Source organism: Ruegeria sp. (genome assembly GCF_965221235.1).
Lineage (GTDB): Bacteria > Pseudomonadota > Alphaproteobacteria > Rhodobacterales > Rhodobacteraceae > Ruegeria.
This window is the reverse complement of the sequence record NZ_CBDCRS010000004.1, coordinates 2959043-2973410: the sequence shown is the minus strand read 5'-3', so window position 1 is coordinate 2973410 and position 14368 is coordinate 2959043. Positions and strand designations below refer to the sequence as shown.

Below are 14368 nucleotides of genomic sequence, written 5' to 3'. Positions count from 1 at the left end.
TTAGTCTGAGTCCGCTTCGTTCTCAATTGACATCAATCAAAGATGTGGCGCTTCACCGCAGATTGATCCTGAGCACCGCTGCACTGGCAAAGGGCAGCAGCGCGATGGTAGCAGCCGTAATCCCGGCCAGCATGAGCAGAGGAGTTTGCGTCTCCATCCCCGTGGCGCCGCGACGGGCGACTTCGGCGCCGAAGATCAAGGTGGGAACGTATAGCGGCAGGACCAGCAGTGACAACAACAAGCCGCCGCGTTTCAGGCCAACGGTCAGGGCCGCTCCGAATGTGCCGATGACGCTCATCGCTGGGGTACCTATTAGCAGTGAAATGACCAGCCAGAAGAACCCCGGCACCGGCAAGTTTAGCAGCACGCCCAGAAAGGGTGCGGCAATGACCAGCGGCAGGCCGGTGGTCAACCAATGCGCCAGAGCCTTAATGGTCACAACGGCTTCAAGCGGTAGGGGCGCAGTGGCCAGCAGGTCGAGCGACCCATCCTCCCAATCCAGCGCCAGCAGTCGGTCCAGCGACAGCAGGCAGGCAAGCAACGCGCCCAGCCACAGAACACCCGGCGCTATGGTGGACAGCAGCGAGGACTGCGGCCCCACGGAAAACGGCACCAGTACGGTAACAATCAGAAAGAAGGCCAACCCGAGGCCAAACCCTCCGCCCGCACGGAAGGCCAGTTTCAGGTCGCGCAACAACAGAGCGATCACAGGAAACCTCCGTCGAAATCGTCGATGGGTTTGGGCTTGGCCTTGTTGGGGCCGACATCCAGAACATCTCCGTCCAAGCCGAGATCGATATGGGTGGCGATCAGAGCCGAGCCCCCTTGCCCCAAATGCGCGCGCACGGCATCGGCGAACATCTGCACGGCATTTTTGTCCAGCGACACGGTGGGCTCATCCAACATCCAGATCGGCCGCCCCGTAACCAGCATCCGCGCGAGCCCCAACCGCCGCTTCTGCCCAGCCGACAGGTTGCCAGCGTGCCGGTCGGCCAAGTCGTTCAGCGCAAAAGCGTCCAGCGCAGACTGGATTGCGTTTGTCCCAAAGACCGATGCCCAGAAAGTCAGGTTCTCGACCACGGTCAGCGTTGGCTTCAACCCGTCAGAATGCGAGGCATAGGCGATCTGATCCTCGGCCCCCTCTATCTGCCCGGCCAACGGCGGCTGCAACCCTGCCAGCGTACGTAGTAAAGTCGTCTTACCGATGCCATTTGGACCACGCAGGATCAGCGCCTTGCCCGGGTGTAGCGTGAAACTCAGCCCCTCAAGCACGGGTACGCCGCCGCGGGCGATGGCAAGATCAGTCACAGTCAGTGTCATGAGTCCCGCTTATCTCATTGCCGTGAGGGGCAAAAGGCGAGATTTGACGCAGATTGTATTGGAGGCGATTGTGGAAGGCTTCGGAGCGAGGGGTCAGCCCACTGCCGTTGGTGCTCGAACCAATGGCGCAACAATGGGCGCTTCCCGTGGAATTATTAACCAGATGAAAGGGGATCCCGTTACGCGGGGATAAGTGCGAGTGCTATGCGGCGGCCCTCGGAAAGCAGTACGTTGTAGGTCCGACACGCGGCCGGGGAGTTCATGATCTCGACACCGATCCCAGCGCTTTCCAAGCTCGTGCGCAGGTCCGTGGGGATATGCGCAAGGTCCGCGCCCGTGCCGATGAACAGAACGTCCACGACCTCGGACAGGTCAAGCAGAGGCGCGGTGTCCGAATATCCACCCCAAGCGATAGTTCCGGAGGGGCCAGTCAGGACCGCCCCCTCAAAAACCTGTCCGCCGATCCGAAAAAAGCCGGGGCCGTAGCCATCTACAGGTGCCGCGTTGTTATAGGTGATCTCATTCAAGCGCATGGGCGTCTTCTATCCCCAAAGCGGTAGGCCGGACAAGGCTGCAAGCGCAATCGCAAGATAGGCAGCGGCGCGATAGGCTTTTTCTCGGTCAGGTCGGAACAGCCATCCGCCCAGCCAATTGCCCGCAAGATTTGGCACCGCAAGGAGAAGACCCAGCACCGCGCTGGACCAGGTAATGCGGTCCATCCCGGTCAGATATCCCAAAAGCAAGAAATCGAAACCAAACAGAAACAGCAGGATCGTGGCTCGGATCACCTCAACCGGTACGGGGCGCGACATGTAGAACAGGATGACAGCCGGCCCCGGCAAACCCGCGACGCCGCCTAAAAACCCTGCTGCTGCGCCGATGCCTGTGACCATCGTGCGGCCCACATGTCCGTTATATCGCAAACCAAGGATCAGAACGGCGAGCATGAACAGGGCCAGCAGGCTCACGGCATAGCGGAACACTTCGGGCGCGACCAACGTGAGCACCCACAACCCAACCGGCAAAAGAAGCACGCAACCCGCAAGTAGGCGCGCCAGATCCTTGCGATGCACAACGCTCCACGCCCGCCGCAGGTTCGGTAGCGGCCCGAAGATGTCCATGATGGTCAGGCCAATTAGCGCGCCGAACGGGCCAAGATAAGGTGTAGCAATAGGCAGAAAGATCAGCGCGGTGCCAAAGCCAGAGAAGCCGCGCACCACTCCGCTCAGGAAAGCGGCAAAAAGGATGACGGCCAGCCCCGTTGGGGACTGGCCGAAATACTCAGGCGTCGATATTGGCAAACTGGTTACCGGCTGTGTTCGACGGCTTGGACCAGTCGCGCTTGACCCCCAGCCACAGCAGGATGGTCGAGGCCACAAAGACCGAGGAATAAGTCCCCACGATCACACCCCAGATCATCGCGAAGACAAAGCCGCGGATCACGTCCCCGCCCAGCACATACAGCGAGATCAGCGCCAACAGTGTGGTAACCGAGGTCATCACCGTCCGGCTGAGGGTTTCGTTGATCGAGATGTTGAGGACCTCTTTCAGGTCTTTCTTTTTGTATTTCCGCAGGTTCTCTCGCACGCGGTCGAAGACCACCACGGTGTCATTCAGTGAGTAGCCCACGATGGTCAGCAGCGCTGCGATGATCGCGAGATCGAAGCGGATTTGCAGTTCCGAGAAGATGCCGATGGTCAGGATCACGTCATGCACCAGCGCGGCAACGGCCCCCAGCGCAAATTGCCATTCGAACCGCAGCCAGATGTAGACAAGCACCGCTCCGATAGCGAGGACCACCGCGATCACGGCAGTTTGGATCAGCTCGCCTGACACTTTGGGTCCCACGGATTCGACGGATTCGATTTTTAGACCCGGCACGGCAGCAACCAGAGCGTCTTCAATTGCGGTTACCGTTGATGCAGTTACTGCTTCCGAGTCTGCCTGCGCTTGAATACGGATCATCGCGACGTTTTCATCTGGCCCAAAAGTTGGGTCAAAAATTTCGACAATTGTCACATCGCCTAGTTCCAGTGGAACAAGAGCATCGCGATATATGCCGATATCGATTGTCTCAGCGCTTTTGGTGCGAATCTCAGTACCGCCCCGGAAGTCGATGCCGAAGTTCAGCCCTTGCAGCATGAAAGATGTGAAGGCGATCACCATCATCAGGCCCGAGATGCCCAGCCAGATCTTCCAGCGGCTAAAGAAGTCGAACGAGGTGTTCTGGGGTACGAGTTTCAGTCTCATGTCAAACCTCGATCATTTTCGGACGGCGGCGTTCAAACCACATCACAATCATCAGGCGGGTCACAAAAATCGCGGTGAAGACCGAGGTCAGGATACCCAGACCCAGCGTGATGGCAAAGCCGCGCACCGGCCCGCTGCCCATGGCGAACAGGATAACGGCCGTAATGAATGTGGTGACGTTGGCGTCCAGAATGGCCGACAGCGCCTTTTCATAGCCCAGCTCAATCGCGCGGGCCGGGCCTTTGGCGGATTTCAGTTCCTCGCGAATCCGTTCAAAGATCAGAACGTTGGCATCCACTGCCATACCAACCGTCAGAACGATCCCGGCGATACCCGGTAGGGTCAGCGTCGCTCCGATCAGTGACAACAGACCAAACAGCAGACCCACGTTGACGATCAGCGCGATATTGGCGAACACGCCGAACAGACCATAGCTGAGCGCCATGAACGTCAGCACCGCGACAAAGGCAACAATAGTAGCGACTTTACCTGCGTCAATGCTGTCCTGCCCAAGCTCGGGGCCAATGGTGCGTTCTTCAAGAAACTCCATCCCCGCAGGCAGCGCACCAGCGCGCAATAGGACCGCCAGATTGGTGCTTTCCTCAACGGTAAAGTTGCCGGTGATGATGCCCGACCCACCGGGAATGTGGCTTTGGATCACAGGCGCCGAGATCACTTCGTCATCCAGCACGATGGCAAAGGGCGCACCAATGTTTTCCAGCGTGTAGTCGCCGAATTTACGCGCGCCAGAGGTGTTGAACCGGAAGCTGACCGCCGGGCGGCCGTTCTGGTCGAAGGAAGGCTGCGCGTCGACCAGCTCCTCGCCGGTGACGACGGGGGCGGCGTCGAGAGTGTAATACACTCCGTCTTCGTCAATGGACGGCACAACTTTTTGACCAACGCCCGGTACGGTATCCGGGTCACTTCCACGCCCAGCAACCGGGTTAAAGGTCAGCTGTGCGGTGGTGCCGATGATCTCTTTGAGTTCACCCGCGCTGCCGATGCCCGGCACCTGAATCAGGATACGGTCCGCGCCTTGGCGCTGAATGGTCGGCTCACGGGTACCGACCTCGTCAATCCGGCGGCGGATGATTTCCAGCGCCTGACGCACGGTGCGATCGTCCGAGGCCAGTTTCTCGGCTTCAGACAGCTGCACAACAATTGTGTCACCCTCGGCGCGGGCTTCGATGTCGGTCGCCCCCACCCCGGTCAGGGTCTGAACTTGACGGGCCAGACCGCGCACAACTTCCAGCGCGCGGGACATGCCCTCGGGCTGGCTGATACGGACGCGAATCTCATCCGGTGCCGAGTCCTGTTTGCGGATGGTGCCGACGGTTGCGCGTTCGTCCCGCAGGGCATCGCGGATTTCCGGCCACATCGCCTCCATCCGGGATTCGTAGACATCTTCGACCTTCACTTCGGCCAGCAGATGCGCACCGCCCCGCAGGTCGAGGCCCAGATTGACCAAAGAAGACGGCAGCCAGTTCGGCCATTGCGCCGCCTCGGCCTGCATCTCAGGGGTGTCGATGCCAAGCTCAATCGCGGCCTTGGCATCGTTGGATTGCTCGACGCGCGTGTAAAACGCATTCGGCAGGGCCATGAGCAGACCGATCACGCAGACCGACCAGATCAGAACCCGCTTCCAGGTATCAATTTGCAGCATTACCCTGCCTTTTCAAGGAATTGTCGCGCGAAGTTACTTCGCCGGTTCGGTCTTGTTCAGAACCTGAGCGATGGTCGATTTGACCACACGGACCTTGACGTTCTCGGCCAGTTCGACCTCGATCTCGTTCTCGCCTTCCTTGACCTTCGACACCTTACCGATCAGGCCACCCTGAGTGACCACCTGATCGCCCCGGCGCACGGCCTCGACCATGGCTTGGTGTTCCTTCATCTTCTTCTGCTGCGGACGGATCAGCAGGAAATACATGATCGCGAAGATCAGGATCAGCGGGAGAAACTGGGCGATTTCGCCACCTTCCATGGGATATTCCTTTTGGTTTGGTACTGCGGATAGGCTCCGCAAATTTGGCGAGAACCTATGCTTTGAGTTGCCCCTTTGCAAGCAAAGGCGGCGCTGTGTCCCACCTGAATTCGATCGCGGCACGGCATCTACATATAAAGCGTTGCAGATATGTCCTAGGAAGAAAGCGGAAACCGGGTATAGTTCATGGTAGGGGGGACATATGGCACGGCAATTCAAGCCTTTCCTTTTGTTACTTTATTTGCTGACCGCACTGGTGTGGGGCCTGTGGTCTGCGGGCCCGGTCCTGGCGCAGGAATTACCCGTTGATGCCCCTGCATCTGAGGTCTCAGAGACCGAAGCATTCATGGCTCCGGTCATCGTGGATGGGGACGTATTGTTTCAGGTCCGCGGCTCCAGCGCCCTGCCCGCACCCGAGCGTGCAGAAGGTGTGCAGAACAAGATCATAGAGATTGCCGAAGCCTCGGACGCGCCCTCGGTTGAGATCACCTATGAAGAGACCGAGTTCGGCATCTGGATTCTGGCCGACGGAGAGAGAATATCCATCGTCACAGAGGCCGATGCCGAACTGGACCAGATGGAGTTGAGCGTCCTCAGCGTGCTGCACGGCAGTGCGATAAAACAATCCATCGAAGCCTATCGCTTGAACCGAACCGATCAGGCGCGCGTTTCTGGCGCAATCGAGGCCGCCGCCTGGACGTTCGGCTTTGTGGTATTTGTCGTAGCCATCCTGTGGTTGCACCGCCGAATACGGCGCAAGACACTGAAATTTGTCAAACGCCACCTCAAGGATGTCGAGACCGCCACCGCCAAAAGCGTTCAGGCCGAAGCAATCGCCGCGCTGGTCCGGTACGGGCTGAATTTCGTTCTGCTGATCATCTTCTTCCTAGGGTTTTATTACTATCTGTCTTTCGTCCTGCTGGCCTTTGCCGAAACCCGCTATTTCGCGCAGCTGCTCCTCACTTATCTGACCGAACCCGTCCTGCTGATCTTCAAAGGTATTCTCAGCTACTTCCCCAACATGATCATGCTGGGTCTGATCATCTGGGTAACGATGTATATTATCAAGGGGATGCGAGTGTTCTTTGACGCGGTTGAGGCCGGTTCTTTCGACCTTGGTGATTTCGAAAAACACTGGGTCAGCCCGACCTTCAACATCGCCCGCGTGGTCGTCATCCTGATCGCTCTGGTCTTTGCGGTGCCTTACATTCCGGGCTCAGATTCGGCAGCGTTTCAGGGCCTGACCATTTTGGTCGGCGCGATGCTGTCGCTGGGCGCAAACTCGGTCGTGTCGAACATGCTGGCTGGGCTGTTTGTGATCTACCGACGGTCAACTTCGATTGGGGACCGTATCCAAATAGGGGAGCACATCGGCGACGTGGTACAGATCAAGCTGATGGAGACGCACCTGAAGTCCATCAAGAATGAGCTGATCTCGATCCCCAACGCGCAGCTGATGAACTCGGACGTGGTGAATTTCTCAAAGAAAACCGATGGTAGCGGGCTGTTGCTGCACACCACCGTCGGAATTGGCTATGAAGAGCCCCCTGAAAAGGTCGAGGCGATGCTGATCGAAGCCGCCAACCGCACCAAGGGGATCAAGGCCAAGCCCGAACCTTTTGTTTTGTGGACCGCGCTGGCCGATTACGCGATCAACTATCAGATCAACGGCTATACGACGCGCGGCAGTATCATTCCGAAAATCCGGTCGGACCTGCATCGCAACATTGTGGCGGTGTTCAACGAGAATAACGTGCAGATCATGACGCCCTCTTACATGGCCGATCCACCCGAGCCGAAGATCCCGGCCGAGGAATGGGATGGCCATCTGGCGCACGAAACACACGAGGATGCGGATAAACCGTAACCGGTGCTACACCCCGCCAATCAGATGGTGCATAAGCGACCTTAGTGATTCACGCATTAAGGATCTGAACCATGCACGACATCCGCGCCATTCGCGAAAACCCTGACGCCTTCGACGCCGCCCTTGCGCGCCGTGGGGACGCGCCGGTGTCGTCGGACTTGCTGAGGCTGGACGAAAGCCGCCGGGCCAAGATTCTGGCCGCCGAGACCGCGCAGGCCGAACAGAACAAAGCCTCCAAAGAGGTTGGTGCAGCCAAAGCCCGTGGAGATGAGGCGGAGTTTGAACGCTTGCGCGCTCTGGTATCCGAGAAAAAGGCCGAAGTCGCCAGGATGCAGAACGAGGCCAAGGACCTCGACGCATTGCTGATCGACCAATTGGCCCGCATCGCTAACGTTCCGGCTGAAGACGTACCACAAGGTGCGGATGAGGATGACAATGTCGAGGTGAACCGCTGGGGCAACCCCCGCGACTTTGACTTTGCCCCGAAAGAGCATTTCGACATTCCCGCCGTCGCTGCTGCTATGGACTTTGAAACCGCTGCCAAGACCAGCGGCAGCCGCTTCGTGAACCTGTCGAAAGGCGTGGCTCGCATTCACCGTGCGCTAGCCCAGTTCATGCTGGACACCCATATCGACAAGAACGGCCTGACCGAGATGCAGACCCCGGTTCTGGTCCGGGATGAGGCGATGTACGGCACCGACAAACTGCCGAAATTCGGCGATGACAGCTATCAGACCACCAATGGCTGGTGGCTGATCCCGACCTCTGAGGTGACGCTGACCTATTCGGTGGCCGGTGACATTCTGGACGAGGCCGCCCTGCCCATCCGCATGACCGCCCACACTGCTTGCTTCCGGTCTGAGGCCGGCAGTGCAGGCAAGGACACCGCCGGTATGCTGCGTCAGCACCAGTTCGAAAAGGTCGAGATGGTCTCAATCACCCATCCCGATAAGTCGGATGACGAACAAAAGCGCATGCTGCGTTGTGCCGAGGACCTGCTGGAGCAGTTGGGCATCCCCTACCGTACAGTCGTCCTGTGTACCGGAGACATGGGTTTTGGCGCGCGCCGCACCTTCGATATCGAAGCGTGGCTGCCCGGTCAAAACACCTATCGTGAGATCAGCTCGGTCTCGACCACTGGCGCGTTTCAGGCCCGCCGCATGAACGCCCGTTTCCGCCCCGAAGGCGGCGGCAAACCGGAATATGTTCACACCCTGAACGGCTCGGGTCTGGCGGTTGGACGCTGCCTGATTGCGGTGCTGGAGAACGGTCAGAACGCGGACGGCACCGTGACCCTGCCCGAGGTTCTGGCCCCCTATCTGGGCGGCAGGCGCACCCTGCAAACAGACGGAACACTGGCATAAAAAAAACCGGCGCTTGTGCGAGCGCCGGTCTGACAAAAAACAGGGCGAAGACGACTTACTTCTTCGCCTTTTTCTTATCCTTCTTTTTGTCTTTCTTTTTGTCCTTGCTCTTGTCTTTTTTGGACTCAGATTTTTTCTTGTCGTCCTTTTTGGACTTTTTGTCCTTCTTGGCCTTGGCCTTCACCTTGTCCTTGGCCTTCGAGAACTTGGCCTCCATCTCTTGCAGCTTTTTGGCAGCTTTCTCGGCCTTGGCTTTCGCCTTGGCCTTCTTGCGTGCCTTGGCCTCGGCAGCCTCAGCGGCGGCTTTTTCTTCGGCAGCCTTGCGCGCAGCTTCTTCCGCACGCTTTTCGGCAGCAGCAGCAGCGACGGTTTTGCGGGCCGTTGACCGGCGCGCGGCAGTCTTGCGCGCGGGTGCGCGGCGCGTTGCAGGTTTCGCTGCCGCCTGCTTCCGGGCAGCGGGCTTCGCTGCCGTTTTGTCTGCTGCGGGCTTGGTCGCAATTGCCTCTTTCGCAGCAGCGATCAGAACGGACGCACGAGCCGCACCAATGCGCGGGACTTTGACCAGATCAGCCGGGTTCGCCTTGGCGATGGCTTCGGCGGTTTTGAAGCCATTGGCACTCAGCGCCTTTGCCAGCGCCTCACCCACACCTTTTACTTCGGTCACTGCGGTCATTACACGTCCTTCCTTTTTCTCCCTGTCCGCTATATGCATATACACTGGATATACACATCGGCAAGCCGCTTGACGGTCTAAACAGCGTTCAGGGGTTAATTACTCGGGACCAGATTGCCGGTTCGGTCCTTTTTTGGGAACGGAACAAGGCGTTTTGCATCCTCATCCCAAAGTTTCAGGTTCAGTGCCGCCACCGCCTCGGGGAACTTGATCCGGCGCGGTGTGTATTCGGGCGGCAGGTTATAGTGGCAGGCACGCAGCCGATAAGACGGGATGCGCGCGTTGAAATGGTGGATGTCGTGCAACGTAATGCAAGCCACTGCGTTGTCGAACCACCAGCCAAAATCCAAAGCCGACGATCCCTGCAACGCCGCCAGTTGCGGGTCCAGATCAGGGCGACGGTCCCAGTAGGTGTCCTCAAAGTTATGTTGCAGGTAGACAAGGAAAACACCCAGCATCCCGCCCAGCAGCGAGAAGATTAGCCAGACCAGAATACCCGTTGTCCCGGCAATCAGATAGAGCAGCCCAAGGAAGATCACGATCGACAGGTTGTGCAGCAAAACACCCATCACACCGAACCGCACGGTGTTCTTAGGCCAACGATACCGAATGAAATACGTGAACAGCGCCCCCACAGGGACAAGGATGAACGGATTGCGGTAAAGCCGGTAGTATAAACGTGTTTTCCAATCCGCCGTATTCCATTCGCGCAGCGTCATTGTGTGAATTTCGCCGGTTTCGCGATGTTCCAGATTGCCAATGCCCGCGTGGTGCAGGTTGTGGTTCTGCTTCATCACTTCGAACGGAGCGAAGGTGAAAGGCGATAGCCCATGCCCGGCCCATTCATTCTGCTGCCGTGTTTCGAACAGGGAATGGTGCCCGCAATCATGTTGCAGTACGTACAGGCGCACCGCCGAGAAGGCAAAGACCACGCCAGCCGGAACCATGATGTACCAGCGGTCCACATAAACTACCGCCAATGTCAGCGAGGCGAAATACACCGCAAATGTGCCAAAATAGCTAAGCGCGGCCAGACGATTGTCCTGCACCGCATAATGTCGTGTGTATTCCCGCAAATTCATTCAGCCTGTCCCCACGTATGGCCCGGTAATCTCAAATCGAAACTATTTGCGTTTTACTCATATACAAGCAGCCCGCGCAAAAACAAATGCACGCAGGTGAATGCTAGCCTGCGGCAAAGGGGCTGTCACGCCCCTCAAGCAAAAATGCTGAAAATTGGCGCAGTTACGCGCGGCCTTTAAGATGTTTGGCCAACGCGCCCGCGTTTTTCTTACGCCGCCCCTTATAGGGGTTCTTGTCGCCCTGCCCGCGCAACGTCAGACGGATCGGCGTTCCCGGCATGTCGAAATCCTGGCGCAAACCGTTGACCAGATAGCGGGTATAGCTGTCGGGCATCTTGTCCGGATGCGAGCACATCACCACAAATCCCGGCGGACGGGTCTTGGCCTGTGTCATGTAACGCAGCTTGATCCGGCGGCCCTGCGGGGCTGGCGGCGGGTGCTGTTCCACCATCGCGGTCAGCCAGCGGTTCAACGCGGCAGTTGGCACACGCCGGTTCCAGACGTCATGGGCGCGCAAGATGGCGGCGCGCAGGCGTTCCAACCCTCGCCCGGTTTTCGCCGAAACCGTAATCAGAGGCGCGCCGCGCAGTTGCGGCAGCAGACGCTCGAACGACTCTTTCAGGTCGCGCAGCTTTTCCTGCTTATCCTCTTCGATGTCCCATTTGTTGACGGCGACCACCACGGCACGGCCCTCACGCTCGGCCAGATCGGCAATGCGCAGGTCCTGCTGTTCAAACGGAATCGCAGCGTCCAGCAGAACCACGACCACCTCAGCAAATTTCACCGCGCGCAGACCGTCAGAAACCGAGAGTTTCTCCAACTTCTCCTGCACCTTGGCTTTTTTGCGCATCCCGGCAGTGTCGAAAATCCGCATCGGAGTGCTGTCGCCATCCGGGTCGGCCCAGTCGATCCGTAGGCTGATGGCGTCGCGTGTGATCCCGGCCTCGGGGCCTGTCAGCAGGCGATCTTCGCCGATGATCTTATTGATCAGAGTAGATTTTCCGGCATTCGGACGCCCGACGACAGCGACCTGCAAAGGCTTAGCCGCCGTGATCAGAGGCGCTTCGCCCTCACCATCCTCATCCAGTTCGATATCAGTCTCAGGCGCGTCGTCTTCGGCCTTTTCCTCAGCCGCATCGGCCAGAGGCATCAACTGCGCATAGAGGTCGGTCATCCCCTCACCATGCTCGCCCGACAGGCGTACCGGCTCGCCCAGACCCAGGTTGTAGGCTTCCAGGACACCGGCATCGGCCGCGCTGCCTTCGGCCTTGTTGGCTGCCAGGATCACGTGTTTCGAGCGTTTGCGCAGAATCTCGGCGAACATCTCATCGGTCGGCGTAAGCCCCACGCGCGCGTCGATCATGAACAGGCAGACATCGGCCATGTCCACCGCACGCTCGGTCAATCGGCGCATCCGGCCCTGAAGGCTGTCATCGGTCGCGTCCTCAAGCCCCGCCGTGTCGATCACGGTAAAGCGCAGATCGCCCAGACGCCCTTCGCCTTCGCGCAGGTCACGCGTTACGCCGGGCTGGTCGTCGACCAGAGCCAGACGTTTGCCCACTAGGCGATTGAACAGTGTGGATTTGCCCACATTCGGGCGCCCCACGATGGCGAGGGTCAGCGACATGATACCATTCTTTCAAGACTCAGACGCGCCCTTTAGCGCATCTTTTCGTCAACGGAAAGCGTGTAGATCACCTTTGGCCGATACGACGTACAAGGTCTGCCCGGCGACAACCGGGGCCGTGGTCGCGCCGCCGGGAACTTCGACCGTGTAAACCAAGGTTCCGTCAACCGGGCTGTAAAACCGCAGGAAGCCGTCATTCGAGGCAACCACGATGCGACCTCCCGCCAGAATCGGGCCATAGTGGGCAAAGATCGGACCACGGCGGCCCGGCTTGTCCTTGACGAAGCCCGGCAGATCCTGCGCCCAGACAACAGAGCCATCCGCGGTGTTCAGCCGCACCAGCTGGCTGCGGTCGCTGATCAGAAAAATGCTGTTGCCCGCTGGCCAGACCGTATCGACGGCACCTTCGCTGGCGGTCCATTTACGCTCGCCCGTGTTGGCATCGAACGCGACTGTGCGGCCGGAATGATTGCCGATATAGATCGTGTCGCCCACGACCATCGGCCCGCCGGTGACGTCGACGATCTGCCCCGCCGCGCGCCCGCGACGGCCACCTGCGACCGATGCGCTCCAACGGCGGATGCCGCCCCGACGGAAGGCCGCGCTGATGTCGCCCGAGCCGAAGGCAAAGACCGCAAAGTCCGACGCGATGACCGGGGCCGGAGCGCCCAGCACGTTACCCACGCTGGGTGTACTCTGAACCTGCCACGCGATGCGACCGTCTTTGGCATCAATGGTCCAGCCGGTTTCATCCCCGGCGACCAGATACAGCAGGCCATCATTGACCAGCGGCGCACCGCTGCCTGTTGCGTTCAGGCGTTTTTGCCATTTGATCGCGCCGGATTTCGCATCCAGCGCCGTCAGACGCCCAAAACCCGAAGACACGTAAAGCACACCGTTGGCATAGGCCAATCCGCCGCCCGTCGCATCCTCGTCACCGTCGGTCGGCGGGATCAGCGTGGTGTCCCACACCCGCTGTCCCTGCAACGACACCGCCGATACGGTCGCGCCGGAATCCAATGTGTAAATCAGACCATTTGCGACAACCGGCTCTGCCGTGATGCGCTGCTTGCGCGAATCTCCCTTGCCGATCGAAGCGGACCAGATCCGCTGCGGGGTCGCACGCAAGGCGGCATTGTTGGTCCGGTAGGCGGGCGTACCGGCGCTTTGTGTCCAGTTCGCATTGGCGCTTTGGGACGGCAGGCTGATCGGTTTGGCGCCCTGTGTCTCAACCGTTTCGGTGTCTGATGCGGGGCGGATATCCTCGCGGGCACCCGGCAGGATGTTCTCGGGCTCTTCACAGGCGGCAAGCGCAGTCAGAGAAAGGGCCGCAACCGACAATCCTATGCGGGAAAAGAGACTAGTCACCATGATACTCCGAACTCGCCTGTCATACTAAACGCCGCCGGTTCAGCCCTGCCGGGCGACCAGAGGTTCCGGTTCGCCACCAAGCGCCACGATCAGCTGCGCCGCGCGTTGTTGCAGATCAATGCTGATTTCAGCGTCCTGACGTAGGGCCTGCAACCGCTCGATTGCGGCATCCACATTGCCTTCGGAGACGTCGATCAGGGCCAGTTGCTCTTCGGCCAGCAGGCGCAGAGGCGCGCCCGGCGCGGCAAGTGCCTCGAACTGCTGGCGGCGATCTGCGGCTGGCAGTGTTTCGGTTTGCAGCAGCAACGCCTTGAACGTGGCTATTGCGCGGTAAATCTCGGGTAGATCACCCTGAGTGGCGATGGCGTTCAGACTGTCCACCGCCTCTTGCCGCGATCCGGCCTCAACCTGTGCCGATGACAGCAGCATGTTCAGAACCGCATCTCCTCCGGGCGCGTCAGAACCGACATTTGCAAGGCTGGCGGCACGCTCGGCCGAGTCGTTCTGCGACAACGCCGCCAGAATCGCATCACCCAAATCTTGCGCCTGCCCGGCGATACGCGCCTTGCGCACTTCGTTGAACGCAGCGCCCCCGACGATCAGAACGACGGCCAAAACACCAACCCACCCCCAGCGGCGCAGCAGCAAAAACAGACGATCGCGGCGGACCTCTTCAGTCACCTCGTCAATGAAACTGTCTGTATCGCTCATCCCTGCTCCCCAGGCTTAGTTCTGCGCTATGGCGCCATGTCATACCCCGGTGCCCCTGTTAAGCCAAGAGCCGGAATTCGCACATTTTCGCGGCGTCACGCCACCCTTGCGCAAAAAAG

Annotated in this window: 14 protein-coding genes; 2 read left to right on the top strand and 12 right to left on the bottom strand. The window is 59.3% G+C overall.

The annotated features are described in order from the left end of the window. Positions 1-52 precede the first annotated feature (52 nt). The 7 genes from ccmB to yajC form a co-directional block, all read right to left on the bottom strand. Positions 53-709 (bottom strand): heme exporter protein CcmB, encoded by a 657-nt coding sequence (gene ccmB / locus ACOQOY_RS18125; RefSeq protein WP_420586739.1) that lies wholly within the window; start codon positions 707-709, stop codon positions 53-55. Then, entirely contained in the window at positions 706-1320 is a 615-nt protein-coding gene (gene ccmA, locus ACOQOY_RS18120; protein WP_420586738.1) for a heme ABC exporter ATP-binding protein CcmA, read from the bottom strand. The genes ccmB and ccmA overlap by 4 nt, the downstream gene beginning before the upstream one ends. Positions 1321-1499: 179 nt before the next feature. Further along, positions 1500-1853 carry an Mth938-like domain-containing protein gene (locus tag ACOQOY_RS18115; protein ID WP_420586737.1) on the bottom strand — a complete coding sequence of 118 codons (354 nt, stop codon included), beginning with the start codon at positions 1851-1853 and terminating at the stop codon, positions 1500-1502. 9 nt (positions 1854-1862) lie between these two features. Next, complete coding sequence (locus tag ACOQOY_RS18110; protein ID WP_420586736.1) at positions 1863-2621, bottom strand: TSUP family transporter; 759 nt, start codon at positions 2619-2621, stop codon at positions 1863-1865. Continuing rightward, on the bottom strand, positions 2602-3570 hold the full coding sequence (gene secF, locus ACOQOY_RS18105; RefSeq protein WP_420586735.1) for a protein translocase subunit SecF: 969 nt from the start codon (positions 3568-3570) through the stop codon (positions 2602-2604). Before secF ends, ACOQOY_RS18110 begins: the two co-directional genes overlap by 20 nt. A 1-nt stretch (position 3571) precedes the next feature. Beyond that, positions 3572-5233 carry a protein translocase subunit SecD gene (gene secD / locus ACOQOY_RS18100; protein ID WP_420586734.1) on the bottom strand — a complete coding sequence of 554 codons (1662 nt, stop codon included), beginning with the start codon at positions 5231-5233 and terminating at the stop codon, positions 3572-3574. 33 nt (positions 5234-5266) lie between these two features. Further along, complete coding sequence (gene yajC / locus ACOQOY_RS18095) at positions 5267-5554, bottom strand: preprotein translocase subunit YajC (protein ID WP_420586733.1); 288 nt, start codon at positions 5552-5554, stop codon at positions 5267-5269. A 202-nt stretch (positions 5555-5756) separates the two neighbouring features. Between yajC and ACOQOY_RS18090 the strand changes: the two genes are divergently transcribed. Together ACOQOY_RS18090 and serS are read left to right on the top strand one after the other, a co-directional pair. Next, a complete protein-coding gene (locus ACOQOY_RS18090; RefSeq protein ID WP_420586732.1) occupies positions 5757-7421 on the top strand; it encodes a mechanosensitive ion channel family protein in 1665 nt (554 codons plus the stop codon). A 71-nt stretch (positions 7422-7492) separates the two neighbouring features. Beyond that, positions 7493-8785 carry a serine--tRNA ligase gene (gene serS / locus ACOQOY_RS18085; RefSeq protein WP_420586731.1) on the top strand — a complete coding sequence of 431 codons (1293 nt, stop codon included), beginning with the start codon at positions 7493-7495 and terminating at the stop codon, positions 8783-8785. Between the two features lie 55 nt (positions 8786-8840). Here serS and ACOQOY_RS18080 read toward each other — a convergent pair whose 3' ends face one another. The 5 genes from ACOQOY_RS18080 to ACOQOY_RS18060 form a co-directional block, all read right to left on the bottom strand. Beyond that, positions 8841-9458 (bottom strand): helix-hairpin-helix domain-containing protein, encoded by a 618-nt coding sequence (locus ACOQOY_RS18080; RefSeq protein ID WP_420586730.1) that lies wholly within the window; start codon positions 9456-9458, stop codon positions 8841-8843. Between the two features lie 95 nt (positions 9459-9553). Further along, positions 9554-10540 carry a fatty acid desaturase gene (locus tag ACOQOY_RS18075; RefSeq protein ID WP_420586729.1) on the bottom strand — a complete coding sequence of 329 codons (987 nt, stop codon included), beginning with the start codon at positions 10538-10540 and terminating at the stop codon, positions 9554-9556. Between the two features lie 163 nt (positions 10541-10703). After that, positions 10704-12167 carry a ribosome biogenesis GTPase Der gene (gene der, locus ACOQOY_RS18070; RefSeq protein WP_420586728.1) on the bottom strand — a complete coding sequence of 488 codons (1464 nt, stop codon included), beginning with the start codon at positions 12165-12167 and terminating at the stop codon, positions 10704-10706. A gap of 48 nt (positions 12168-12215) precedes the next feature. After that, positions 12216-13538, bottom strand: a complete 1323-nt coding sequence (locus tag ACOQOY_RS18065) for a PQQ-binding-like beta-propeller repeat protein (RefSeq protein WP_420586727.1) — start codon at positions 13536-13538, stop codon at positions 12216-12218. 39 nt (positions 13539-13577) lie between these two features. Further along, the gene (locus tag ACOQOY_RS18060; protein WP_420586726.1) at positions 13578-14249 is read right to left on the bottom strand and encodes a hypothetical protein; all 672 of its coding nucleotides are present in this window, start codon (positions 14247-14249) and stop codon (positions 13578-13580) included. Positions 14250-14368 lie beyond the last annotated feature (119 nt).